The organism is Neobacillus sp. SAB-20_R2A (genome assembly GCF_049568635.1).
GTDB lineage: Bacteria > Bacillota > Bacilli > Bacillales > Cytobacillaceae > Neobacillus > Neobacillus citreus.
The window spans coordinates 905,690-930,656 of the sequence record NZ_CP145895.1; the positions used below are offsets into that span (position 1 = coordinate 905,690).

29 protein-coding genes are annotated in these 24,967 nt (G+C 42.8%); 21 read left to right on the forward strand and 8 right to left on the reverse strand.

Going from position 1 to position 24,967, the window contains the following annotated elements; genetic code table 11:
* The first annotated feature begins 88 nt into the window (after positions 1 to 88).
* Genes pcp through V5M37_RS04455 form a run of 4 tightly spaced genes read left to right on the forward strand, consistent with a single transcriptional unit; the run spans position 89 to position 3,107 of the window.
* Positions 89 to 700: a pyroglutamyl-peptidase I gene (pcp, locus tag V5M37_RS04440; protein ID WP_423800946.1), complete on the forward strand. Its 612-nt coding sequence runs from the start codon at positions 89 to 91 to the stop codon at positions 698 to 700.
* The gene (pxpB, locus tag V5M37_RS04445) at positions 693 to 1,436 is read left to right on the forward strand and encodes a 5-oxoprolinase subunit PxpB (RefSeq protein ID WP_423800947.1); all 744 of its coding nucleotides are present in this window, start codon (positions 693 to 695) and stop codon (positions 1,434 to 1,436) included. The genes pcp and pxpB overlap by 8 nt, the downstream gene beginning before the upstream one ends.
* Positions 1,437 to 1,470: 34 nt before the next feature.
* Entirely contained in the window at positions 1,471 to 2,235 is a 765-nt protein-coding gene (locus V5M37_RS04450) for a LamB/YcsF family protein (RefSeq protein ID WP_423800948.1), read from the forward strand.
* Complete coding sequence (locus tag V5M37_RS04455) at positions 2,232 to 3,107, forward strand: biotin-dependent carboxyltransferase family protein (RefSeq protein WP_423800949.1); 876 nt, start codon at positions 2,232 to 2,234, stop codon at positions 3,105 to 3,107. The genes V5M37_RS04450 and V5M37_RS04455 overlap by 4 nt, the downstream gene beginning before the upstream one ends.
* Positions 3,108 to 3,186: 79 nt before the next feature.
* Here the strand turns inward: V5M37_RS04455 and V5M37_RS04460 are convergent, their stop codons facing one another.
* Together V5M37_RS04460 and V5M37_RS04465 are read right to left on the reverse strand one after the other, a co-directional pair.
* Positions 3,187 to 4,200 carry a S66 family peptidase gene (locus V5M37_RS04460; RefSeq protein WP_423800950.1) on the reverse strand — a complete coding sequence of 338 codons (1,014 nt, stop codon included), beginning with the start codon at positions 4,198 to 4,200 and terminating at the stop codon, positions 3,187 to 3,189.
* A 610-nt stretch (positions 4,201 to 4,810) separates the two neighbouring features.
* Positions 4,811 to 5,245 (reverse strand): cell wall hydrolase, encoded by a 435-nt coding sequence (locus V5M37_RS04465; RefSeq protein ID WP_423800951.1) that lies wholly within the window; start codon positions 5,243 to 5,245, stop codon positions 4,811 to 4,813.
* 170 nt (positions 5,246 to 5,415) lie between these two features.
* On the opposite strand from V5M37_RS04465, the gene V5M37_RS04470 reads away from it, so the two are divergent.
* Entirely contained in the window at positions 5,416 to 5,679 is a 264-nt protein-coding gene (locus V5M37_RS04470; RefSeq protein ID WP_213146370.1) for a YiaA/YiaB family inner membrane protein, read from the forward strand.
* Between the two features lie 54 nt (positions 5,680 to 5,733).
* Here V5M37_RS04470 and V5M37_RS04475 read toward each other — a convergent pair whose 3' ends face one another.
* A complete protein-coding gene (locus V5M37_RS04475) occupies positions 5,734 to 6,369 on the reverse strand; it encodes a pentapeptide repeat-containing protein (protein WP_423800952.1) in 636 nt (211 codons plus the stop codon).
* A gap of 7 nt (positions 6,370 to 6,376) precedes the next feature.
* Positions 6,377 to 6,643 (reverse strand): YggT family protein, encoded by a 267-nt coding sequence (locus V5M37_RS04480; RefSeq protein WP_213146743.1) that lies wholly within the window; start codon positions 6,641 to 6,643, stop codon positions 6,377 to 6,379.
* Between the two features lie 244 nt (positions 6,644 to 6,887).
* Here V5M37_RS04480 and V5M37_RS04485 point away from each other — a divergent pair, with 244 nt between their 5' ends.
* Both V5M37_RS04485 and V5M37_RS04490 read left to right on the forward strand, forming a co-directional pair.
* Entirely contained in the window at positions 6,888 to 8,135 is a 1,248-nt protein-coding gene (locus V5M37_RS04485; RefSeq protein WP_423800953.1) for an esterase/lipase family protein, read from the forward strand.
* Between the two features lie 29 nt (positions 8,136 to 8,164).
* Positions 8,165 to 8,776 carry an FMN-binding negative transcriptional regulator gene (locus V5M37_RS04490; protein ID WP_423800954.1) on the forward strand — a complete coding sequence of 204 codons (612 nt, stop codon included), beginning with the start codon at positions 8,165 to 8,167 and terminating at the stop codon, positions 8,774 to 8,776.
* Positions 8,777 to 8,851: 75 nt separating this feature from the next.
* On the opposite strand, the gene V5M37_RS04495 is transcribed toward V5M37_RS04490, so the two are convergent.
* Positions 8,852 to 9,937 (reverse strand): CdaR family transcriptional regulator, encoded by a 1,086-nt coding sequence (locus V5M37_RS04495; protein ID WP_423800955.1) that lies wholly within the window; start codon positions 9,935 to 9,937, stop codon positions 8,852 to 8,854.
* 158 nt (positions 9,938 to 10,095) lie between these two features.
* On the opposite strand from V5M37_RS04495, the gene V5M37_RS04500 reads away from it, so the two are divergent.
* The 5 genes from V5M37_RS04500 to V5M37_RS04520 all read left to right on the forward strand — a co-directional run bounded on the left by V5M37_RS04500 (position 10,096) and on the right by V5M37_RS04520 (position 15,243).
* The gene (locus V5M37_RS04500; RefSeq protein ID WP_423800956.1) at positions 10,096 to 11,238 is read left to right on the forward strand and encodes a glycerate kinase; all 1,143 of its coding nucleotides are present in this window, start codon (positions 10,096 to 10,098) and stop codon (positions 11,236 to 11,238) included.
* A 91-nt stretch (positions 11,239 to 11,329) separates the two neighbouring features.
* Positions 11,330 to 12,670: a GntP family permease gene (locus V5M37_RS04505; protein ID WP_423800957.1), complete on the forward strand. Its 1,341-nt coding sequence runs from the start codon at positions 11,330 to 11,332 to the stop codon at positions 12,668 to 12,670.
* A 149-nt stretch (positions 12,671 to 12,819) separates the two neighbouring features.
* A complete protein-coding gene (locus V5M37_RS04510) occupies positions 12,820 to 13,854 on the forward strand; it encodes a glutathione S-transferase family protein (protein ID WP_423800958.1) in 1,035 nt (344 codons plus the stop codon).
* A gap of 7 nt (positions 13,855 to 13,861) precedes the next feature.
* A complete protein-coding gene (locus tag V5M37_RS04515; RefSeq protein ID WP_423800959.1) occupies positions 13,862 to 14,362 on the forward strand; it encodes a GNAT family N-acetyltransferase in 501 nt (166 codons plus the stop codon).
* Positions 14,363 to 14,571: 209 nt separating this feature from the next.
* Positions 14,572 to 15,243 carry a hypothetical protein gene (locus V5M37_RS04520; RefSeq protein WP_423800960.1) on the forward strand — a complete coding sequence of 224 codons (672 nt, stop codon included), beginning with the start codon at positions 14,572 to 14,574 and terminating at the stop codon, positions 15,241 to 15,243.
* Positions 15,244 to 15,293: 50 nt separating this feature from the next.
* Here the strand turns inward: V5M37_RS04520 and V5M37_RS04525 are convergent, their stop codons facing one another.
* The gene (locus V5M37_RS04525) at positions 15,294 to 15,434 is read right to left on the reverse strand and encodes a hypothetical protein (RefSeq protein ID WP_423800961.1); all 141 of its coding nucleotides are present in this window, start codon (positions 15,432 to 15,434) and stop codon (positions 15,294 to 15,296) included.
* 188 nt (positions 15,435 to 15,622) lie between these two features.
* Between V5M37_RS04525 and V5M37_RS04530 the strand changes: the two genes are divergently transcribed.
* From V5M37_RS04530 to V5M37_RS04545, 4 genes are all read left to right on the forward strand, one after another.
* Positions 15,623 to 16,327, forward strand: a complete 705-nt coding sequence (locus tag V5M37_RS04530; protein WP_423800962.1) for an MOSC domain-containing protein — start codon at positions 15,623 to 15,625, stop codon at positions 16,325 to 16,327.
* A 311-nt stretch (positions 16,328 to 16,638) separates the two neighbouring features.
* On the forward strand, positions 16,639 to 17,451 hold the full coding sequence (locus V5M37_RS04535; protein ID WP_423800963.1) for a GNAT family N-acetyltransferase: 813 nt from the start codon (positions 16,639 to 16,641) through the stop codon (positions 17,449 to 17,451).
* A gap of 33 nt (positions 17,452 to 17,484) precedes the next feature.
* Entirely contained in the window at positions 17,485 to 18,153 is a 669-nt protein-coding gene (locus V5M37_RS04540; RefSeq protein ID WP_423800964.1) for an alpha/beta family hydrolase, read from the forward strand.
* Positions 18,154 to 18,185: 32 nt separating this feature from the next.
* Positions 18,186 to 18,572, forward strand: coding sequence for a YkvA family protein (locus tag V5M37_RS04545; protein WP_423800965.1), 387 nt, complete (start codon positions 18,186 to 18,188; stop codon positions 18,570 to 18,572).
* 50 nt (positions 18,573 to 18,622) lie between these two features.
* On the opposite strand, the gene V5M37_RS04550 is transcribed toward V5M37_RS04545, so the two are convergent.
* Positions 18,623 to 19,372 (reverse strand): glucose 1-dehydrogenase, encoded by a 750-nt coding sequence (locus V5M37_RS04550; RefSeq protein ID WP_423800966.1) that lies wholly within the window; start codon positions 19,370 to 19,372, stop codon positions 18,623 to 18,625.
* 243 nt (positions 19,373 to 19,615) lie between these two features.
* On the opposite strand from V5M37_RS04550, the gene V5M37_RS04555 reads away from it, so the two are divergent.
* The 4 genes from V5M37_RS04555 to solA all read left to right on the forward strand — a co-directional run bounded on the left by V5M37_RS04555 (position 19,616) and on the right by solA (position 23,479).
* Positions 19,616 to 20,818: an MFS transporter gene (locus tag V5M37_RS04555; RefSeq protein ID WP_423800967.1), complete on the forward strand. Its 1,203-nt coding sequence runs from the start codon at positions 19,616 to 19,618 to the stop codon at positions 20,816 to 20,818.
* 94 nt (positions 20,819 to 20,912) lie between these two features.
* Positions 20,913 to 21,542: an NUDIX hydrolase gene (locus V5M37_RS04560; protein WP_423800968.1), complete on the forward strand. Its 630-nt coding sequence runs from the start codon at positions 20,913 to 20,915 to the stop codon at positions 21,540 to 21,542.
* 164 nt (positions 21,543 to 21,706) lie between these two features.
* Positions 21,707 to 22,324, forward strand: a complete 618-nt coding sequence (locus V5M37_RS04565; protein ID WP_423800969.1) for a LysE/ArgO family amino acid transporter — start codon at positions 21,707 to 21,709, stop codon at positions 22,322 to 22,324.
* A gap of 18 nt (positions 22,325 to 22,342) precedes the next feature.
* Positions 22,343 to 23,479, forward strand: coding sequence for an N-methyl-L-tryptophan oxidase (gene solA, locus V5M37_RS04570; RefSeq protein WP_423800970.1), 1,137 nt, complete (start codon positions 22,343 to 22,345; stop codon positions 23,477 to 23,479).
* A gap of 39 nt (positions 23,480 to 23,518) precedes the next feature.
* On the opposite strand, the gene V5M37_RS04575 is transcribed toward solA, so the two are convergent.
* Positions 23,519 to 24,124, reverse strand: a complete 606-nt coding sequence (locus V5M37_RS04575; protein WP_423802570.1) for a LysE family translocator — start codon at positions 24,122 to 24,124, stop codon at positions 23,519 to 23,521.
* Positions 24,125 to 24,255: 131 nt separating this feature from the next.
* On the opposite strand from V5M37_RS04575, the gene V5M37_RS04580 reads away from it, so the two are divergent.
* Entirely contained in the window at positions 24,256 to 24,951 is a 696-nt protein-coding gene (locus V5M37_RS04580; protein WP_423800971.1) for a hypothetical protein, read from the forward strand.
* The last annotated feature ends 16 nt before the right edge of the window (positions 24,952 to 24,967 follow it).

A 24,967-nucleotide genomic window follows, 5' to 3' on the forward strand; every position in this document is an offset into this window, starting at 1 on the left:
ATATTTAGAAATTCGCAGATATACTTATAAAATTCGCAGATATCTTTAAAAAATGAACTTTTTATAAAACCAGGGGGAGGGTTTTGCAATGAAAACACTTTTACTAACAGGCTTTGAACCGTTTCTATCCTTTACAATCAATCCAACCATGCGTATTGTGGAAGAACTGAACGGCCAGGAAGTTGGCGGCTACAAGATTCATGGGGAAATCTTATCGGTAGATTTTAAGAAAGCTGGGAAACAGCTGTTAGAACACCTTGAGGCAATCAAGCCGGACGCTGTGATTTCCTTAGGCTTAGCTGGTGGGCGCTTCAAAATAACACCCGAGCGAATTGCCATCAATGTCAATGACGGAGAACCAGACAACAGTGGCAACACCCCTGTCGATGAAGCGATTCAAGCTGAAGGCGCAGACGGCTACATGACAACCCTGCCGATTCGGACCATGGTCAACCAATTGAAGGAGGCAGGTCTGCCGGCTGAAATCTCTAATACAGCAGGAACTTATTTATGCAATCATGTTATGTATCAAAGCCTGCATTATGCAAAAACACAAAATAAGAAAATGCCTTCAGGTTTTATTCATATTCCTGCCTCCCATGAGCTGGCGATTCAACACGGAAAGATCCCAAGCTGGTCGCATGAGGATTTAAAACGGGGGATCTACACTTGCATTCAAGTGTTAGCGGAACATGAGTAACACGAAAGTTTTTTTTCCAAGAGTAAACATCACGGGGGAACGCAGCATTCGCTTTGCCTTCAGCAATCAGGTTGGGAAAGAAATCTTTAACCAGGTGCAAAGCTTCTGTCACATGTTGGAAAAAGAATCTTTTTTCATTGAAGAAGTGGTCCCAAGCTATCACACGGTAACGGTTTATTTAAAGAAGGATTTGGAAAAAAAAGAACCCTTCATTCAGTCGTTGTTAGCAAAATGGGAACATCAATCAAAAGGGAAACCAGACTGGAATCCTAGAAAACTGCAAATTCCCGTTTGCTATAATGTAGAGTTTGCTTTGGACATGGAAAGAGTGATGGGGCATACCGGATTGCGGGACAGTGAGATTATCTCGCTTCACTCCCAAACGGTATATACCACCTATATGATAGGGTTTTTACCTGGATTTCCCTACCTTGGAGAGTTAAATCCAAAATTAGCGACACCCAGGCTTCCAAACCCGCGTGCAAAAGTGCCAAAGGGGACGGTTGGTATTGGCGGCAGCCAGACGGGAATTTATCCGATTGAATGTCCTGGGGGATGGAACATTATCGGAAAAACACCGCTTGAGATTTATCGGCCTGACCGGGAGGAACCGTTTTTTATTCGTACGGGAGACACGCTTCAGTTTACAGCCATCTCCCAAACTGAATTTAGCGCCATACAGGTGCAATTAGCAAAGCATCCTGAATCTATCAGTGAGTTTATCGTAGAGAATTAGAAAAAGGGGATTTTTAGAAGGGAGGGGCTCCTGAGTGAGAATCGATATAAATGCAGATATGGGGGAAAGCTTCGGCGCCTATACCATTGGCGATGATCAGAATCTGTTTCAATATATTACATCTGCCAATATCGCCTGCGGCTTCCATGCCGGAGATTATAACGTGATGAACGATACGGTGAAAAAAGCAAAGGAAAACGGCGTGGCGATTGGCGCCCACCCGGGGTATCCGGACCTTCAAGGATTCGGCCGGAGAAACCTGCAGATGACACCGCGGGAAATTTATAATTGCATGGTCTATCAAATTGGGGCACTAATAATGTTTGCCCAGATTCAGGGGATGGCTATACAGCATGTGAAGCCTCACGGCGCCTTATACAATACGGCGGCTGAGAATCCGGCAGTGGCAAAAGCCATCGCTGAAGCTGTGTATGATACGGTTCCGGATGCTTATTTATTTGGGTTGTGCAATAGTGAACTTGTGAAGGCCGGAAAAGAAGCAGGCTTGAAAACAGCTTCCGAAGCGTTCGCGGACCGACAATATACGGATGACGGACGGCTGTGTTCAAGACTTTTGCCGAATGCTGTTTTGAAAAACCATGATGAGATTTTGCAACAGGTGAAAGAGATTATTTTCCATAAGCGGGTGAAGGGTCTTTCAGGAGGCTGGATTACTTTGCAGGCAGACACGATTTGTTTCCATGGGGATGGGGCAAATGTGGTTGAACATACCGCACTGATTCGCCAAGCTTTAGAAAAGGAAAATGTTTTTGTCCGGTCAGTAGGAGCACCTGCATGATTCCATTATTGAAGGTTCGGAAGGCTGGTGTCTACGGATCCATTCAGGATAAAGGAAGGTTCGGCTTTCAGCGCTTTGGCGTTCCTGTATCTGGACCGATGGACGCCTATTCTTACGAAATGGGAAATTACATCTTAGGGAATCCATCTGGCAGTCCAGCGCTGGAAGTGTTTTTAGGCGGGCAGGAATTTGAGGTTTTATCAGATCATCGAGTCGTTATTACAGGAGCAGATCTAGGGGCCCAGGTGGACGGAAAAGCTGTTCCGCTCTGGAAAACATTCTCGATTCATCAAGGGCAGTCATTAAAGTTTACAAGTCCAAATAAAGGCAGTATCGCCTATGTTTTTCCTGAAGGTGGGTTCCATTCAGAAGAACTGCTGGGCAGCGCATCAGTTTATCCAAAAGGGCTTCTGGGAAGTTCCATTAAGAAGGATGCTATCCTCTACGCGAAGAAGGAGAAATTCACTGGGTTTCATCGAGGGTTGATTCCAAGTGAAATCCCGGATTACTCGGATGAGGTAGAGGTTAGTGTCTGGATTAGTACGCATTCAGAGATGTTTGTACCGGAAAGCTTACAGGAATTTTTCCAAACTCCGTATACGATGAGGAGCGGGGACCGGATGGGATACCTCCTTAAAGGTCCTGAGCTAAGGTTTAAAAACGGAGGAGATATCCTCTCGGAAGCCACTCAATTTGGGACGATCCAAGTTCCTAACAGCGGTCAGCCGATCATCCTAATGGCCGACGCCCAAACGATTGGCGGCTACGCCACAATCGGAAAAATTGCGAAAGAAGACATATGGAAAATCGCCCAGCTCCGCCCAGGCGGCAAAATCCGTTTTAAAATTAGAGGTCAGGCCCCATCGCTTTAACAGGAAAGTGAAGCGGGAGCCTGACCCTTTGCTATTATGGGGGAATCTTAAGCAAACATGGACCTGCCCTTTGCCAACGTTATTTAAATATTTGCAGGACTGTCCCTTTGCCTTCCGCAACCTCCACCTCCGCATAAGCCCCATTGATAAAGGTAATCTGTGGCGGAACATGGCCACAGTCAATATCATAAACAATTGGTATTTGCAGATCTTCAGCAAGGTCCAGGTAAACATCCTCAATAGTATAGTTCTCTACAGGCATATTCGCCGAACTCCGGCCGAACAGCAGACCGGAACAATTGTCAAACCAGCCGGCCAGTTTCATTTGCACTAACGACCTCCGTAAATCAGCCGTACTCAATTCGCAATTCTCCAAATACCAAATGATAGGTTCTTCGGGGATATGCTGTTTTCTAAAGCTTTGCACATCACCATATGGTGTGCCGACAAGATGTCTGATGATGTCAACACAGCCGCCGAGCAGGCGCCCGCTAATTTTAACAGTACTACTAGAAGTGGTTTTCCACCGGGTCTCCTCGGTTAAATGAAATATATATGGGGATGGGTTATCGTGCTGCCATTCCTTTTGGTAAAGGGGGGAGGAGTGCTGAAGGACAGACCCGCCGCTTGCTGTCGATAAGACGGTCTCCCACATCGCAGTTGTTTCATCCCAATATTCTCCCCGAATATCGACCAGGTTTGTCCCATGGGCCGTTGCAATCCCTGTCTTTAATGTAATGGCCAGCAGCAGGCCGCTTGTATCAGAGTATCCCAACACCCATTTGTTTTTGATATTTTCAAAGTAAATATGCTCAATAATCTCACCCAAAAGCTCGCCGCCCCAAGGAGGGAGAATGAGGTCGATTTCAGCATCGCTCAGCATCGCATTCAATTCCGCTGCCCGTTTTATCGCTGGTGCTGATTTGGCCTTGTCCTGCGTCCAAACCGTTTCTCCGCAGATTGTTCTATATCCTTTCTGCTCCAGCCGGCTGCACGCTTTCTTGACCAAATCATGCAATTCAACAGGGACACCCGATGAAGGCGCGGTAATCCCAATCGTTGCTCCTTTTTTCAAAAGAGGATAGGTAAGCATGATAATTCCTCCCTAAGTTGATTTTGATAATTTTACCAAAAGGTATAGGGATATACTACCATTATCTTAAACTATTATTTATGAAGAAAATCTTAAAAAAGAAAAATCACACAAATTCTGTAACGGGTTTACTTTAGGAGGTGCAATCATTTTAAACCACACAGCTAAACACACTTGAATTCACAATAATAAGCGAAGATTTTTCCGCTAAATGGAGAATAGGGCTCATTCCGGCGTAAATAAGGGAAGGTTTTCCGCTTAAATAAAGAAAAATCCCCAATATTGATGTTTTTTGAGTCAATAGGGGAAATTTCTCCGCCTATTTAAGTTATTCTTAATCTTATATACTAAATAAGGGAAATTTCTTCCCTTATTTATCAAACAGTGTCTAATGTCTAATGAACTTATACAACTTACGGTTGCTTTAGTCAGACAAAGAAAATTTGAAAAAAGGCTTAGAGACATTTTCATCTCAAAGCCTTATGGACTGTGCAATATACTGTGATTTGTGTTGTGAAAAATTATGGGATTTGCTATGTGGTTAGGGTTGTGATTAACCGTTTTGCACCTTACAAGCAAACCTGTTACAAATTCTGTGGGATTTACTTTTTTACCAGCTATATGCATTAGGACATTCTTTCGGCTCATAATAACAATGCTGTTTATATGGCCCTGAATGTGGCTGACCGTACCAGGTTGGCGGGCATGGAGCATAAGGATTAAAATACCATAAGGCATGTTTAGCCGGTTGGCCCCTCCAATAATCCAAAGTTTGTTTGGCTAACCTTTTCTCCGAACTTCTCGCTGCTTGGTAAAACACATTACCCTTTTGAACAGCTTCAAAAGAATAATTTCCGCCTTGTACTTGATAAATGACTTGTGGAATTGTCCGTAGCCCTTTAAAGTCTAAACAATCTGCTTTTAGGCGATTAACGATGACATTCCCAACAAGCAGCATTCCCATTTTTCCTTCGCCTTCGGCTTCTGCTCTCATCATCCTTGCTACCAGATCAACATCTGATGATCTATATTTTGCTCGTGGCATCCCTTTTCACCCCTATTTTAGATGTATGTTAAAAAGCCTGCATTTGTTAACGGGTCCTAATATTTCGTTATTTCAATATGGAAATAGTTTACTTAAATGCCTGTTTCTACTTATAATAAAATTGCAGTTATTTTTATTTCAGGAAAGAAATAGAAAAAGGGGGCTACTTGATGTATCCACAAAAACATAAAAGAAGAAATACGGCAGCGTTCACATTCTTGGCCTATTTCACGCTGTTTGCAGGGGTTTGTTTATTTGCGATTGGTATCTATAACGCTGACCTGGAGTTGAATGAAAAGGGATATTATATTGCGGTTATGCTGCTCATCATCGTGGGCTCCATCCTTACCCAGAAAGTAATTAGGGACAATTCTGAGGATGATGAAATCATCGCCGAACAGCAGCGCAGAATGGAAAGAAACGAACAAGCATAGGCAACTAAAAAGGAGTTCTGAAACCAAACTTGGTTCAGAACTCCTTTTTTCAAATTAATCTTTAATAATTAACCCCATCAAGGTAGAAAATTGCAAAGCCTGATGCGTTGATACCTTGCATCCCTTTAAATCTTCAATGGCTACGGTCATTGTATTGAAATTCGAGGAACTGATATCCACGCCCTTAAGGGAGGTATGGTCAAAGCTGGCTTCATCCAGATTGCAAAATTGAAATTCGGTACTTTTGAATTTACAGTCATAAAAATCAGTACCCTTTAATGAACTATCTTGAAAAAGTACCTTTTCAAACTTGGAAGTGGCCAATGTCGTTAAGTTTAAGACGGAATTGATGAACTGGACGTTTCCAAACCGGGAGTCTTCAAAATTTACCCCTAATAGTTTGCAATCCCTAAAGATGACCCTGTGAATCGAAGATTTGCTTAAATCGGCATTGGATAAATCACAGTTTTCAAAGATTACATCCGTTAGATCCATTTTTTGAAAATCAGTATTGGTGAATCGGCAATTCTTCAACACCACATTGAAAAGCCGGACCCGGACAGCCGCTTCATTTTCAAAAACGGAGTCGCTAATCTTGCACATTTCTAATTCCGGATCTTCTTCATAAAAAATTTCATGGAAATTCCTGTCACGCAACTCATCAGGAATCTTAGGCGCTTCAATTTTCATATGTCTTTTAAACCCCAATAAAATTAATGGATGAGCGCAGTCCCTCAAGTGCAAACCCGCCGATGTATCGATATACAAATAAGGCGATGATTGGAGAAAAATCGATTGGACCTAAAGGAGGAATGAATTTCCTAAAGACGTTTAAATAAGGTTCAACCAGCTTATAAATCCATTCGCCCACTTTTGTTGCTTGAAAACGCGGGAACCAAGAACCAAAAATCGATATTAAAATTAACCAATAATATGCCTCAAAAGCATACTGTCCAATTAGCATAATATAAGAACCCAATTTTCTATCTCCTGCCTATCATAATATTTAGAATGGTACAAACATGTATTACGTATTAGTCTATATAAAGTTTCACCAAAAGGGAAGAAAATTGACCAATAAAATGATGCCAAGCAGACTCGGGGTGTGTACCTGTACACTTCTATTAATTTGAAAACTGATTATACCAATATGATATAATAGGGTTAAAAAATTGTGAAAATTCAGCAAAAGGGAGGGGGTCAATTTAATGATTGGGAGTTTAACATTGTTTCCAAGTCCATGTCTATTAACAAGTTCTTTTTTCGCAACGCTCTCAGGAAAAACTAAACCAAAAGCTTCACAAAAATTGAATGATTTTCCGATGATCCTTGTCCATGGATTAACCGGCTGGGGCAGGGATGAAATGGGGGGAATTAAATATTGGGGCGGGGTCCGCGACCTCGAAGAGTACTTAAATGAAAAAGGACATAAAACCTATACAGCGACAGTGGGACCTGTTTCTAGCAACTGGGACCGGGCCGTTGAGCTATATGCGTACATCAAAGGCGGAAAGGTAGATTACGGGGCGGCCCATGCCAAAGAGCACGGGCATGAACGGTTTGGGAGAACCTACCCTGGGATATACAGCCAATGGAATGTCACTGAGAAAATTCACCTTGTCGGCCATAGTATGGGCGGACAAACCATCAGGACCTTGGTCGAACTGCTGGAAAATGGAAGTGCTGCGGAACGGGAATACGCTGAGCAGCATCCGGAAGAAGGGCTATCTGACTTGTTCAAAGGCGGAAAAAGCTGGGTCCATAGTGTCACAACCCTTGCGACGCCCCATAATGGCTCCACGTTTGCGGACGAAGAAGGGATGACACCATGGCTGAATCAGATGGTCTTTTACGCTGGGAGTTTATCAGGGGCAAGTGATGAAAACATCGTCTATGATTATAAACTTAACCAATGGGGGCTACAGCGGGAAGAGGGAGAGTCATACTTTGAATATGTTGACAGGGTTTTCAAAAGTGCCATTTGGACAAGCAAAGACAGCAGCCTAAATGATTTAACCACTTATGGAGCGGCTAACCTCAATAAATGGGTGAAGACGCATCAGAATGTTTACTATTTTTCGTATACTGGGGATGCCACCTATAAAGGCGTTCTGACCGGCCGGGCGTATCCGATGTTTACCATGAATCCTTTAATGAAAGCCTCCAGCATGTTAATGGGAGCTTATTCAAGAAAAAGCCCTGAGCCTGTTATTGATTCTGCCTGGTGGCCGAATGACGGGATTGTAAATGTAGTCTCCTCGAAATACCCGCTCAGTCATGCTCATAAGAGGTATGATGGCCATGTTGAAAAAGGAGTATGGAATCACTTTGGTGTGCAGCCAGGCTGGGATCATTTTGATTTTATAGGGATCGGATCTGAAGATAATCTTGGCTTAAAAGATATCTACAGTTTTTATAAAGGAATTGCGGACAACCTGCATGGGCTGCCGGAATAAAATCTATTTAAAAAAACGAGGTATGTAAAATGTATGTTCCAAACCATTTTAAAATAGATGACGAAGAAATCCTCTATGACTTTATGGAAAAAAACAGCTTTGCCACGTTAGTTTCGCAGCATAATGGGGAACCATATGCCACTCACCTTCCATTAACCATTCATAAAGAGGAAGGTGTTTTATATGGCCATTTTGCCCGTCCGAACGGTCAGTGGAAGGATATTGAAAATCAAAAGGTTTTAGTCATATTTCAAGGCCCGCACTCCTACATCTCCCCTTCATGGTACGAAACCAATAAGGCTGTGCCAACCTGGAATTATGTTGCCGTGCATGTATATGGCCAATTGGAGATTGTGGAAGATGGACAGGAACTGCTTGATGCGTTAGCAGAAATGGTTACTACATATGAAAAGCCCAATAGTTCCTATCAGTTAAAGGATGTAGATCCTGGTTTCATTGAAGGAATGACGAAAGGTATTGTAGGTTTTCGGATCAATATTACCAAAATTGAGGGTAAAGCAAAACTTAGTCAAAATCACACGGTTGAACGTCAGGAATTGGTTATCAAGCAGCTGGAAAGCTCGACTGATCAAAATGATAGACTTATAGCTGATCTTATGAGGCGTAACCTTCAAAATTAATAGGCATAAGGCTGACTTGAGTGGTCCTTTTGGGGAGGACCGTTTCAAGTTAGCCTTTTTGGTTGTTCCATTGAATTAGTTTTCCTTCCGGTTCATCTGCAAAAGCCAAACCGCAAGCTGCAGGGTCACCGCATCATTTAGCACCTGCGGGTCGAGTCCAGTTATCTCTTTTATTTTTCTTAACCGATAAATAAGCGAATTGCGATGGATGTACATGCGCTTGGCACATTCCCCGATATTTTGATTGCTTTTGAAAAAATAATCCAATGTTTCGATCAGCTTGTCCGATAGATTCCCGATGACTCGGTTTAGGTACTGACTCTTAGCCCGCTCATCCAATCCCGCCAAGAGGGCTTGTGGTTCAATTTCTGCAAAAGTGGTCAATTTCTCTTGGCCTCCAAACAGTAAAGCCTGCTGTGCCTCCTGAAAGGAATGGCGTACTTGGGTAAAATCCATTGCTGTCGAACCGATTCCGATTTTTAAAAATAGATTGGTAGAGTTTAAAACAGTTTTCAATTTTTGTATCAGCTTTGTCTCAGGCAGCTGGGATGTCAGCAGAAAGATTCTGCTGCTGTTTAAAAATCCCACCAGCGAGCTGCCCTCGTCAAAAGAGTTCTCGAGAATTTGCAGTAATTCTCGTTTTTTTAACGGGGTTTGTGAAACTTCAATAATAGCAATTTGGAAAGATGGAGTTAGTTTAATTTCTATTAAATTCAACCGTTGGTTAATGGACTCCACATCGTATTGGTCTTTCAATAACTCTTCAAAGACTTGCTCCTTCAGCCGCTGCTTCCATTCAAATTGTTCGGCGATAAAAGATTGATGAATCATCATCTCTGTGATCATTTTGACCAACGAGGCAAATTCCATGATTTCCTCAGGTTTACCGGTAATTCCGATAACGCCGATAATCAGGTCCTGGAATGTAATGGGAAGATTGATGCCAGGCAGCGAACCTTCCCATTGCTGCGGGTCATCTTCTTTGATAAATAAAGGCTTGCCGGTTCTTAAAACCTCCAATGCTCCTGAATGGAGCTGATGTATACGGCTTTGGTCCCCTGATGCAATAATCGTCCCGGTATGATCCATAATATTGATGTTGCGATTGAGACGAATCATCGTTTGTTTGACGATTTCAGCTGCCATTTCCTGTGTTAGCATATGCCATCACCATTCCATTTGTAAGCGTTTTTATTTATTATACACAAAAAATTCAAAAAAGTTTTCTTTTTTTTTGTTTATGGTGACCGATGAATGTCAAATGTCTGAAGATTATAATTGTTTTAAGCAGAATATTGTAGAAAAAAGGGGAAAACACAATGAAGATTGTTATTGCACCCGATTCGTTTAAAGGATCGCTTACTGCACTTGAAGCTGCCCAGGCAATCGACCGGGGCATCAAAAGGGCGAACCCTTCAGCAGAAACGGTGCTTGTGCCGGTTGCTGATGGAGGAGAGGGAACAGCCGATAGCTTAGTTGCGGCAACAAATGGCCGAATGGTGGATGTCATGGTGAAAGGCCCATTATTAGAACCGGTGAAGGCAGCCTATGGAATTCTTGGCGATCAGGAAACCTGTGTCATCGAGATGGCGACCGCATCCGGCTTAAATTTGATTAAGCCTGAACAGCGTAATCCAATGCTGGCGACCACCTTCGGGACAGGGGAACTGATTAAAAAAGCATTAGACGATGGCTGCCGAAAATTTATTTTGGCCATAGGTGGAAGCGCTACCAACGATGGGGGAATTGGTATGCTTCAGGCACTAGGAATGAAGCTGTTGGATTCGAATGGAAATCCTGTGCAGGATGGGGCAGGTGCAGGTGAACTTTCCCGGATTGCTTCCATTGATAACCGGGATTTTGACCCGCGTATTGCCGGGGCTCAGTTTCTAATTGCTACAGATGTTCAGAATCCTTTAGTGGGGCTGAGCGGAGCATCCCATGTGTTCGGTCCGCAAAAAGGGGCCACACCTGAAATGGTGGAAATTCTGGATGGATATTTACGCCATTGGGCCGATTTGGTTGAAGCCAAAACGAGTATTCGACTTCATGACAAGCCGGGTGCTGGGGCAGCAGGCGGAATTGGCGGAGCTTTCCAGGCGTTTTTTCCAGCCGAAACAAGAAGGGGCATCGATATCGTCATCGAGTACACCAAGCTTGCAGAAAAGCTGGACGGTGCTCAGTGTGTGTTTACCGGAGAAGGCCAGACAGATTTTCAAACCGCTTCCGGAAAAACGCCGATGGGCGTGGCTCAAGAGGCGAAGAAACTGGGCATACCGGTATTCGTCCTTGCCGGGTCGATTGGCAAAGGGATTGACCAGCTTTATGAGCATGGGATTTCGAGTGTTCATAGTATCATCAATGCTCCGATGACGCTAAAAGAGGCAATGGACCGAGGAGCTGAACTGCTCGAGCGGTCAGGAGAGCAGGTAATGCGGACATATTTGGTTTCACTAGCTTAAGGGTTTTGGAATACGAACAGGGGTTGGCAGGGAGAAAAACCTTGCTGTAAAGAGGAGAAGATTTTTACAAAACAACAAAGGGGTAATACAGATGTTATTTCTAGTTTTATTAATTGGCGTACTGTTAGTCGTCATCGCCACGACGAAATTTAAGCTGCACCCATTCTTATCGTTATTATTAGGTACATTTTTTGTAGGTTTTGCTTCAGGTATGCCGCTGATGAAGATTGTGGAAAACGTGAATACCGGATTCGGAGGATTGATGGGGGGAATCGGTCTCGTGATCGTGTTCGGAACCGTTATTGGGACAATCCTTGAAAAATCAGGAGCAGCCCTCAGGATGGCTGAAGTCGTACTCCGCGTTGTCGGTCCAAAAAGACCGCAACTGGCGATGAGTTTAATTGGATACATTGTTTCGATTCCTGTATTTTGTGATTCCGGTTTTGTTATTTTATCAAGCTTAAGAAAAGCACTAGCAAAGCGTGCAAAGGTAGCGGTCGCATCGATGTCTGTGGCGCTTGCAACCGGCTTGTACGCTACTCACACGCTTGTTCCGCCAACACCGGGGCCGATCGCCGCGGCAGGAAACATTGGCGCAAGCAACTTCTTGGGAACTATCATTTTAATTGGTCTTATTACAGCTATTCCAGCAACCATCGTCGGCTATTTCTGGGCAACAAAAGTAGCGAACAAAATTGAGGTAGAAGACGATGGTGAGGAATTGAACTATGACGAAATCGTTCGTTCCTTTGGAAAAATGCCATCTACGTTTCTATCATTCTTGCCGATTGTCTTACCAATCGTTTTGATTGGTATTGGGTCTGTTGTTACCTTCCTTGGGGCAGAAGGAAATATCGCTAAATTTTTAGTATTCTTGGGCACACCGCTTGTCGCGTTGCTTGCCGGTGTCATCGCTGCTTTTGCCTTGCTGCCAAAATTTGATGAAGAGACCTTAACAAAATGGGTCGGAGAAGGTTTAGTAGAATCTGCTCCAATCCTGTTAATTACCGGCGCTGGCGGTGCGTTTGGTGGCGTTATCAAAAACACTGGAATTGCGGATGCGATTCAAAGCTGGTCAATCGGCGATACATTTAGCGGCGCACTGTTCTTATTAATTCCTTTCATTATTGCTGCTGCATTAAAAACAGCTCAAGGTTCATCAACTGCTGCATTGGTTATTACTTCATCTTTAATCGCTCCAATGCTGCCGACTCTTGGCATTGAGGGAGCCGTTCCGTTGGCACTAGTTGTCATGGCGGTTGGTGCAGGTGCGATGACAGTCAGCCACGTAAACGACAGCTTCTTCTGGGTTGTAACGCAGTTCAGCGGAATGAAAGTTACCGATGCTTACAAAGCCCAGACTATGGCAACCTTATTGCAGGGTGCAGTTACTATCGTTGTGACGATGATTTTATGGGTAGTTTTAGTTTGATTGATTGAAAGACAGAGAGCCGGGCGCTGGCTCTCTGTTTTTTTCTTCACTAAAGGGAAAAGAAGGAGAAAGAATATATGGTAGAGAATACCCATATTATATCCTTGGATATGTTGTAAACATGAATCAATTATAAGAAGGTGTAATCAATGCAACAAAAAGAGACACAAAACAGCGGGACACAAGACTTAGTTTCTCCAAAAACGATTGCTGAGATTAAAGCTGATGGATCGTTTAACCGACAAAAAAATAGATTCACAACACCCTTTGGCACCAATGAGGGTGAACTTCCAATAGAGGCAGGAAGATATCGTCTCCTATGGTCCGCTGTTTGCCCATGGGCCCATCGCTCCGTAATCGTCCGTAGAATTCTAGGATTAGAAGAGGTCATCAGCCTGGGCACCGCTAGTCCAATGCGTCCCATACTCCCCCATGTCGATTGGGAGTTTTCCTTAGACGAGAATGGCGTCGACCCTGTTCTGGGCATTCGCTATATGAGCGAAATCTACAAAAAATCCGACTCCGATTATTCAGGTCGTCCGACAGTTCCGGCGATGGTCGATATAAAGGAACAAAAGGTTGTCAACAACGATTATTTTAAACTAACAAACTATCTTGAAACAGCTTGGGCACCGTTTCATAAGGAAAATGCGCCGGATTTGTATCCTGAACAATTACGTGATGAGATTGATGCCTTAAACGACGTCATCTTCCACGATGTGAATAATGGGGTTTATAAATGCGGCTTTGCCCAGTCGCAAGAAGCCTACGAAAAGGCCTATGACACGCTGTTCGCCAGATTGGATGAATTGGAGGAGCGGCTGTCAACTAAGCGCTTCCTATTCGGCGATTATATTACGGATTCGGATGTCCGACTTTATGCGACACTCATCAGATTTGATGCAGCTTATTACTCCGCCTTCAAAGCCAATCGAAACCGGATTGTTGACTTTCCGAACCTTTGGGGCTATTTGAGGGACCTATACCAGACGCCTGGCTTTGGTGATACAACGGATTTTCATGCCATCAAAGTGCATTATCATCTATCGAACCATATCGCAAGCGATGATCAGAAGAGCTTTAACATTTTACCGAAAGGTCCGGACTTATCCGGTCTTACAACCGAACATAACCGCCAAAGCTTAAGCAATCAAGAGGAGAAATTTTTCAAAAAAAGGAGTTGAGCAAGCTGTGTTGATACGAGATGCGAACTTGGAGGAATTACCGTTTATTCGTGTGCAGCGAGTCAGCGCGTATGAAGAGCATGCCCAAAAAATTCCCGCCGGGCACTGGGAAGCATTGAAAAAGGCTATTTCATCGGAGGCGGATTTGCAGCCGGGGGCAGAACGGATTGTGGCTGAAATAAACGGCGAAATTGTTGGAAGTGTAATCTTGTTTCCGGCAAAGTCGGATGCCTATGAGGGGGAAGTGGAAGAGCTGGACTATCCGGAAATTCGCATGCTCGCCGTTGCACCAGCGGTGAGGGGGAAAGGTGTCGCTGCTTCCTTGGTCGCGGAATGCATCCAACGGGCAAAAGAGCAAGGGTACTCTTCAATAGGTCTTCATACCGGTCAATTTATGGAGAGTGCGATGCGATTGTATGAACGACTTGGCTTCGAACGGCTGCCCCAATATGATTTTGAACCAGCCAATGACGGCATCATTGTAAGGGCATACCGACTGAATCTTTAAAAAAGTATTGAGCGGTTTATTTTTCAGCCGCTCTTAAATTCCCCTTGATTAAAGGAAATCATTCTCAATCGAGGAAAAGTTACTTTTTTCATAACCTTTGAAAAGTTTTGCAGGAAAAAGGATATATATCGAGAAGTCTATTACTAGAAATTGAATAACAACTATAAAGAATAGATAAATAAGTTAAAAAGGAAGGGGAGTAGAGACCAATGTTATCGTTTGAGGAGAAAAAGGAGATTTTCCGCACGTTCAAGCTGGAGGAGAAAGAAATCAGCAACGGCAGAGTGAACTTTAACTATCCCGAGAGCAAGCAGAGAGGCCTGGTTCTGGCCAGGGAATTGCAGCAGAGCGGCAATGGCTATGTGCTTGGCAAGTACATGTCTGAAGAAGTCATTAAGAAAAACAACTACACGGTTGATGCACGCGGCTGGATATCAGTAAGAGATTTTTCAAAAGATGAGTTAATCAAGGTCATTGTTGAGGCCATGAAGTCCATGTCGGGGCTGGCCATCGAAGCAGACACATTTTTCCGGGCACAGGGTCCAATGAAAACTGTTAGGACGACGCCGAGGAAAAAAGTAGTCAGTATTAAGGCAGTCAAGGATGCAAAACGGAAGCCTGTTGAAAGTACTATTCAAACGCCCGCTAAGGAATCAGCCACAATCGCAGAGGAAGTCAAAACCGAACCGCTTAAGGCTTCGAAACCGGCAGCTCCCGTAAAAGACGATGACTTTTCAAAGGAATTGGAAAGCTACCCTCTTTCTTGTATGTTTTTCTGGACAGGGCTGACAATGTCGTTGATGGAAACCGGCTTCCTGATGTGGCGGAATGCGGTGCGGAGATATGGTGAAGTCAGTCGAGGATTGACTAGAAAAGAATAGGATTTATTTAGCCTGGTATTCATACTGGGCTATTTCAATTCTATCCTTATTTAATGCAGGATTTTTATTATGACTCGGACGCCCAATCTGATAAGCAGGTATATAGGTTCAATGAGATCGAAAGCTAACTCAAAGAATTCCCATTTGTCGCCCTTCTCTTCCTTCTTTTTCTTTTTCATCTTGAATCCCATTTTACATCCCCCCGTAAATTTTATTACGAATTTACCTTGTGAAGGTTTCAAATTAAATAGTCCTAATCCGATTTTTGTTAATATTCGTAAATTGCTGTGATAGAATTTGGATATCATAACCAAATGTTTTTTTCAAAATAAGAGCACTAGATAGGGTTTAGGATGATGAATGAATTGGGGGATTAAGGATGGAATTTTTATTAAATAAGGTTTTTGCCGGGCAGCCAAAAACAGTCGGTGATAAGGATGCCGCCAGTTTGATGGACCGGGAGTGGACGAGTGCGATTTTTAAAGAGCCTGTTGAGGGGTCTAACTGGGTCGGCAAAACAGGCTTGGCGGGAGACGGGGTATTTGATACGGAGCACCATGGCGGTCCGGAGAAAGCCGTATTTGCGTATGCTTCGGAACATTATGTGGACTGGCAAAAGGAATTGGACTCTCATATTGGACCAGGAGCTATGGGCGAGAATTTTCTGATGGAAAATGCTAGGGAGGATTTGATTTCGATAGGTGATACCTTTCAAATCGGCGAAGCGGTTGTTCAGGTATCCCAGCCCCGCCAGCCATGCTGGAAGCCGGCCCGCCGTTTTAAAATCAAAACCCTCGCGCTGCTTATCCAAAATACCGGACGGACCGGGTGGTATTTTCGGGTGTTAAAAGAGGGTTTCGTCGAAGCCGGGCAGAGCTTTACTCTCTTGGAGCGCCCTTATCCGCAGTGGACTATTCGGAAATGCAATGAGATTATCCATTCAAGGAAGCCGAATTTTGAGGAAATGCGTGAACTTGCCCGGTGTGAATTGCTCGCGCCAGGTCTGCGAACTACTTTAGGGGAAAGAATTAAGAAAAGGGAAATACCGGATATTACAAAAAGGGTCTACGGACCGAATGAGTGATTAAAAAGGACAATCGACTAAAATCCCAGGTCAAAGTGGTCCGAACCAGAGCAGCCTTCGGACAAAAACGTTTGAAAAAGGGGTCAAAGTGTCCGAACTAAAGCAACCTTCGGACAAAATCGTTTGAAAAAGAGCGGAAGTGTCCGAACCTAGGTAACCTTCGGACAAAATTGCTTGAAAAAGAGGTGGAAGTGTCCGAACCACTGCAGCCTTCGGACAAAACCGCTTGAAAAGGGGGTCAAAGTGTCCTTGATAAAAGTACGTATGAAAATCTACAATCCTAATAGGTATTAAATGAGGAGTGGAAAAATATGTTTTTAAGATTAATCCACAATGACACCGCAATCACAGAAGGAAGTCCATTTACTTCGGATGAAGTCCAATACAATCTAATCCATCGAATCAGTGAAGACCCTAACTCCTTATGTCTTAAAACACCAGACGAAAAAATGATTTTTGCCCAAACGGCCGGACATAAGGGCTGGCTGTGGATTTCGAACGATATCCCATCGAAGGAACGAACATCCCTAATAAATGAACTTATAAACCAGCTCGCAGAAGTGCCCTTGCAGGGAGTTACTGGAGATCCCAAAACGGCACGGATGTTCACTGAAATTTTTTCAAATATAAATAACGTTCAATACGAAACGGATATGACCATGGAAGCCTACCATTGTTCAAAGCTCATAAAGCCTGAAGGTGTGAAGGGAGAAATCCTTAAAGCAAAGGAACAGCATGTTGACGTTGTCGCAGATTATCTCGCGGGCTTTATGAGGGATGCATTTGGGACCACTGTTGAACCGTCATCTCAGCAGACAAGGGCTGCGACGATGATTGCTGGTGGCGGGTTGTACCTTTGGATCGTCAATGGCCAGCCAGTGGCGAAAGCGAACATTTCCCACCGTTCTCCAAGGCATGCCAGAATCAATGCCGTATTTACCCCACTGCAACATCGAAAAAACGGCTATGCCAGTGCGATTGTCGCCGAACTTTGTGAAATCATAGAGTCAGAGAATCGAATTCCGATGCTCTATGCAGATGTAAAGAATCCAGATTCCAATAAGGTATATCAAAATCTTGGATTCCAAAAATGCGGGCTGATTGAGGAAATCAAGTTTCTCTAGGTAAGGTAAACAACCATCGAGGTGAAACAATCAATGTATGAATTTATAGAAGGACAAGTGCTAAGAACTGAATATTCCACCATTCCCTACATGTGGATTCGCAGCAAACAACCAGCAAAAAGCATCTGTATTATGCTTCCGGGACTTGGTTATACCACACAGCGACCGCTGTTTCATTATTCAACTGGAATTTGTCTGGACCAAAACATTGATGTTCTTCATATAAACTACCAGTTTGCAAAAAATGAACATTTTAAAATGCTTCCTGATCCAGACCAAGATCAATGGATGTATGAGGATGTAAAATCTGTTGTTGATGAAGTATTAAAGGAACGTTCCTATGACCAATGTTTTCTGTTAAGCAAATCAATTGGCACCATTCCGATGGCGATGGAGTGGAAACAAAGGAATTACGTCCGCAATGCTTTCGGAATCTGGTTAACACCGCTTATCAAAATGGATGAGGTTTATCAGACACTTTTAAAGACCGAACTGCCTTCACTTTGTATAATCGGAGACCAGGACCATCATTACAATGAGGAACGAATTTCGGCCATTACAACTAATCATCTTGTAAATACAGTTGTAATACCAAATACTGAACACAGCATAGAAGTAAAAGGGGATGTTTTAGCCACGATCGATGCCTTGAAGGTAGCAGTGAAACAGATTAATGAATTTGTGAAAAAACATAAAGAATAGAATACAAGACACTCACAAACTGGAGAAATAACATGTTTAATCAATTAAAAACTTGGGCAAAAGGTTTGAAAAAAAATATATTCGTCCTGTATTTGGCCTATAAAGACCCTAGAGTGCCTTGGTACGCAAAATTATTAGCCATCTGTGTTGTGGCGTATGCCTTCAGCCCCATCGACCTCATCCCTGACTTTATTCCAATCCTGGGCTACCTTGACGACATCATTCTAGTTCCACTAGGAATCAAGCTTGCCTTAAAAATGATTCCAAAAGATGTGGTCCATGATTGCGAATTGAAAGCACAGGAAATGATGACCAATGGGAAACCAAAGAATTGGATTGCAGGCTCCATTATTCTTGCCATCTGGCTGATTATCCTGATTTGGATTTTTCAAATGGTTTATTTTACTCTTGTAAAGTGAAAAGGACGTAAATAAGTGACGGACCACTCTCAGTGGTCCGTCCTCATTTCCTACTCCTCATAAATCATTTTCCTAGTCATTCCACCGTCAACGACCAGGTTGATTCCGGTCACAAAATCATTTTCTTTGGCAGTTAAATAAAGGCAGGCCCGGGCAATGTCGTCCGGCTTTCCGACACGCTTTGAAAAATGCTGTTCATGATCAGCCTTGCTAAGCTTTTCATAATCTCCTGTTTCAATCCAGCCTGGGGAAATGGCGTTGACTGTGATTCTATATTCACTAAGAGATGCTGCAAGTGCATGCGTTATGGCGACGATTCCCCCTTTAGTGGCAGCATAGCCTTCTGAATTCGGCTCAGACATGATGGCTCGTGTGGAGGCCAAATTCACAATCGCCCCGCCATCTTCGTTCTGACGCATATATTTCGCTGCTTCCCGCGAGCCCAAAAACACGCTTCTTAAGTTTGTGTTGATGACATCGTCCCATTCTTCGACCGATACATCAAAAGGGGACTTGAATAATCCTTTTCCGGCGTTATTGATTAATATATCAATTCGGCCGTAGGTTTGATGGGCAGTTTCCATTAACCGGACAATATCTGATTCCAGTCTCACGTCAATTTTTACAAAAAGGGCTTCGCCGCCTTGTCCAGTTATCGTGTTAGTTGTTTGAGAACCGGCCTTCTCATCCACATCTGCCAGAACGACATTGGCACCTTTTTTAGCATAAAGAAGTGCAACACCTTTTCCAATTCCGTTGCCCGCTCCTGTAACAATCACTGTTTTATTAGAAAAATCCATGAAATTCACACCCTTATTTTTAAAAATCCACGAACATCCGTGGCTATGGTATTCTAAAGTTATAAACTAAATTAAATATACCATTTCAAATAAAAGATGAAAAAATTGGATGCAATAAGATTAAGTCTGGCTCCCCCGAAGGCTTTATCAAGATGCATTCTTACAAGGAGCAAATCACATGTCCAATACTCCAATTTAAGCCCCCCACACTTCGAGGATTAAATTATAAGTGGGGGAGAATTTTTGAAAAATAATCGTAACTTCCTTTTTTTGATGCTGGGGCAGTCGCTTGCCAATATTGGCGATGTCTTGTACATCGTGGCTGTGATAAGCATTATTTATGATGCTACCCAGTCTGCCGCAGCATCGACATTCGTTCCGTTTACGATCACTTCTGCGATGTTTATTTCAGGAACCATTACACCAATCTTTATAGGACGGTTTCCATTAAAACCATTATTGACATGGTCACAAGCGGCTAAGACCGTTTTAATGTTCGGATTAGGTACGATGTTAATGATGGAACAAAACCTGTATTTGATTTTTATCGTCATCGCCGTCATTGCCCTGTTTGACGGCTGCGCCAACCCGGTCAGGCAGGCATTGGTTCCGTATTACGTAGCGGAGGAGCGGCTGTTAAAGGCGAATGGCTTCTCCGAAACGATTACGCAATCCATTCAAATAGGAACGTGGTTTTTTGGAAGTTTGCTGTTGATGGTATTTACTCCAATCCAGCTTATCTGGCTGGTTGCCGCACTGTTTGTCATTTCCAGCATCCTTTTGTGTCTTTTGGAAAAAGTGGAACACCAATCGAAAAAACAGGGAAACACCTGGTCACAGTTGACCATAGGCTGGCAAACCATTAAGGTGACACCTGTTTTAAAAATCCTCGTAAAAATGGAATCTTTAGAAACGATTGCAGGTTCGGTTTGGATTGCCGCGATATTGCTAGTTTATGTTAAACAGGTATTACATGCGGGAGAGCAATGGTGGGGATTCATCAACAGTGCCTATTTCATCGGCCTGGTTGTAGGGAGTCTAATATGTGTGCGGTTTTCCGCATTCGTCGATGGCAATCGAAATAGATTCATTGTTTTCGGAGTCTTTTCAACTTGTATAGTAACCATGCTTTTCGGTGTAACAAGTTTACCGCTGATAGCCTTGGTTTTATCTGGATTGATTGGTCTCTTCGGCCAGTTAAAAAATATTCCCCAGCAGACGGTGATCCAGACTAGCGTCCCAAAAGGACAATTGGCCACGGTTTATGCGGCTATTGGCACTATCTCTACGGGAGTCTTTGGAGTCTCCTCACTAATAATGGGGTTGGTTTCAGATTACTTCGGTGTACAAAGTGTCTTCCTTATATCGGCTGCCTTGCTTTTAGGTGTAGGAATGCTAGCTTATAATAATAGACAGTTATTCATGAAGAAAGAGAAGAATTTTTAAAGCATAGGAGGAATTGTATCGGGGCAATTCCTCTTTTGATTATGGGATTTCATGGTAAAATAAATGGACAAAGTCGTTTAATAGGAGAAGATTAATGGAAAGTGAACATTTAAAAATTTTTGATGATGACAGAAATCAAATAGGGATTGCAACCAGGGAAGAAGTACATAAAGCCGGTTATTGGCATGAAGTTTTTCATTGTTGGTTTGTTCTTAAGGAAGAGGATACCGACTATATTTATCTGCAGCTCCGCAGTGAAGCGAAAAAGGACTATCCTGGTCTATTTGATATTACTGCTGCCGGACATTTGCTGGCAGATGAATCGGTTATGGATGGCGTCAGAGAGGTAAGCGAAGAGCTGGGCATCGATGTTTCTTTTGATGAACTGGAGCCGTTGGGTGTAATCGATTACTGCGTGACCAAAGGAAATTTCATAGATAAAGAAATTGCAAACATATTTTTATATAAAATATCCGGCGGGTTTGAAGATTTCAAACTTCAAGAGGACGAGGTTTCTGGAATCATAAAAGTTAAGTTTGATGACTTTGCTGACTTTTGGCTGGGTGGAAAGGAAACCATCCATATTGAAGGTTTTAAAATGGACGAAGAGGGCAATAAAATTAAAATTGATCAAATGGCAGGAAAGGATCAATTTGTCACGCATCAACTTTCATATTATGAAACAGTTATTCAAAGGATAGCTCAAAAATTAGATTCTAAATAATTAAAACTTTAGAAAAGAGGTATCCTTACTGGACTCCTTTGGAAAAATAAAGCCGCAATATTGCCCGATCCCCGTTGGAGAAGGTGCGGACTCAGAGGTAGAGAACCAAGTTATCAATTCAGAATACTTAATAGATTCATATAGAAAAGATGAGGAGGAACATCATGCTAGCAGCACTACTTCATGGAATTGTATTAGCCTTCGGGTTAATTCTTCCTCTTGGTGCCCAAAACGTATTTGTCTTTAATCAGGGGGCGTCACAGCCAAAGTTTAGAGGGACGATTCCAGTCATTATTACAGCATCACTTTGCGATACACTGCTAATTTTATTAGCCGTATTAGGGATTTCAGTCATTGTATTAACAGTGCCAGTATTACAAACCGTTCTATTTTCTATTGGAATATTATTCTTAATTTATATGGGCTGGTCCATTTGGAAAAGTGATCCATCAGACCTATCTCGCAAGGAAGCCTCTATGCCGCCTAAAAAACAGATCATGTTTGCGATGTCGGTTTCACTGTTGAATCCTCACGCTATCCTTGACACAATTGGCGTGATTGGAACGAGTTCACTAAGCTATTCCGGTACAGAAAAAGCGGCATTTACGGCTGCCTGTATCATCGTCTCATGGATTTGGTTCTCCGGGCTTGCTGTAGCCGGTAGAATAGTAGGGAATGTCGACTCTCAAGGCAAATTCCTAAAAATGATCAATAAACTATCCGCTCTCATTATCTGGGGAGTAGCCATTTACATAGCCATTCAGCTTTTTCAAAAATTTTAGGTTGGCGGTGGAAAAATTATGGAACAGAAAATTTATGATGTCATTGTCATTGGTGCAGGTTCAATGGGAATGGCAGCGGGCTATTTTTTAGCGAAGAGCGGAAAAAGCACGCTGTTATTAGATTCCTTCAACCCGCCGCATAACAAGGGCAGCCATCACGGAGATACCAGAATCATACGATATGCGTATGGGGAAGGTGCGGAATACGTTCCGTTGGCCCTTAAAGCCCAAGAATTATGGAATGATTTAGAGAAAGCAACGGGAAAACAATTGTTTCTTCAAACCGGGGTTCTCAATGTTGGTCCAGAACAATCGGACTTTATCCAAAACATCATTTCCAGTTCAGAGACTTACTCTTTGCCTCTTGATGTTTTAGATTCAAACGAAGTAAACCGCCGTTGGCCCGGAATTTCATTATCTAATGAATATATAGGCTGCTTTGAACCTACATCAGGTGTTCTGAAATGTGAGGAATGTATCGAGGCTTACCGAGAACTCGCCATAAAGCATGGTGCTGAAATTTTAACAAATAGCAGGGTAAAAGAAATAAAGGTTCATGATAACCGAGTAACAATCAAGACTGAGAACCTAATGTTTCATGCAAAATCCTTAGTCGTTTCGGCAGGAGCTTGGTCAAAAGAGCTCCTTTCACAGTTGGATTTGAACCTTCCTCTCGAGCCAGTTAGAAAAACCTTTGCCTGGTTTGAAGCGGATGAGAATTTATATAATCATAAACATTTTCCAGCCTTTACATTCGAAACCGCTCAGGGCCTTCATTATGGATTTCCGAGTATCGATGGAGCAGGCTTGAAGGTTGGCCGGCATGACGGCGGGGAAAAAATAAATCCGGACAACGCGATACCTGGATTTGGTGAGCTTCCGGAGGATGAGACTGATTTGGTGCAATTTCTGAATGCCTTTATGCCGCAGAACCAAAAATTAAAATACGGTAAAACCTGTATCTACACCCTGACACCAGATGAAGATTTTATTATCGATTTGCACCCGAACTATCCAAACGTCGCTATTGCATCTGGCTTTTCAGGACATGGCTTTAAATTTAGCAGTGCGGTTGGGCAGCTTTTAGCTGAATTGATTATTTCAGGGAAGACAGAACAGGACATTTCTCTATTTTCCATTAACCGATTTAACTAAAGACATAGCCCCTTGAAAACCAAGGGGCTTAATCATGAACTAATGATGAGCTCTTTCAAGTGCGAGCTTGATGCCAAACCCAATCAGCACCGTGCCCGTCAGTCCTTCAAAAACTCTTTGGGTCCTAGGCTTTTTCATAAAAGCGCTAATTTGGTTCAGTGAATAAATATAGAAGAAAAACCAAATGGCGGTTAATACGGTATATGTGATTCCCATGATGAGAAAGGGAATAAACGTCTGGGTCCCTGAATGTACGAATTGCGGTAAGAACGTTAGGAAAAACACGGCCACCTTCGGATTAAGGAGGTTGGTGAGGAACCCTTGTTTAAAGCAGGATTTGTTTTCAAACTTACTCTCAATACTGACTTCGGCTGCGGCCGCCGCTTCCTTGTTCTTCAAGGCCCATAACGTTTTGATGCCCAGGTACACAAGGTAAACTGCACCGACGTATTTGAAGATGGAAAATAATAAAGCTGATTTTACAATAATGGCGGAAAGTCCAATAACAGCAGCTGTTGTATGAATAAGAAGAGCGCAGCAGGTACCTAAAACCGTTTTATAACCACCTGCCCGGCCGACTGTTAAGGTGTTTTTGGTGGCAACCGCCGTATCTGGCCCAGGCAAAATAATGAGCAAAATACACATAATCACGAACAAATAAAAGTTTTCCAAGGGTATGAGCCTCCTTTTTAAAAAAATGTTAAATTTAATTTACCATAAATTTTGAAAAATTAAATAATTAATCGCGAAATCATTGGGAGTTTTAAGGGGGATATATGAAAAAAATAAAATGGATCCTTTTTAGCGCAATTGCCATTTTAATCGCTGCAGGCTGGTTTACATATCAAAAGGTCACCGATGAAACATATGAAGGCATGTCGATTATTCCTGAGCAGCACAAGGATATTACTTTGTTCAAGGGTTTGGAACCGAGAAGGAATGATTATGTCATGGATGGAAACCATTGGCGGGAAATCTACGATTATTATAAAAAGCAACTCCCGAAACATGGCTGGAAGGTGGAATATGAGCAAAGCTCTCCAAATGATGATGTACCAGGTTTTATGTCCACATGGCGTAAAAAAGGATTAGATTGGGAATTATCGATTAGCGGGGGTTATTATAAAACGGATAACCAGACAGAGGTTATTTTTGATAAAATTCCAATCTTACATTCGACCACGTGGATTGATCAAATTCCAAATACTATTTGTATTTATAAAAATACTTCTGATGAAAATGGTTCCGAAATTAAAGACCCATCTCAAATAAACGAGTTGGTCCGTATTATCAATGGTGCAATCGATTGGAATGGGGAAGTGCAGCCCCGTGAAAAAAGTACTGTTATTAGAGCTGGAGATATAGAAGTTAAGGTGCTTTATGAAGGCGACAAGGAAATCTATCTTCAATCAGAAAAAGGCACGAAAATCATGAAGCCTGAATCGGAATTCTTTAAACTTATGAATCTTTAATGGAGGGAGCTTATAT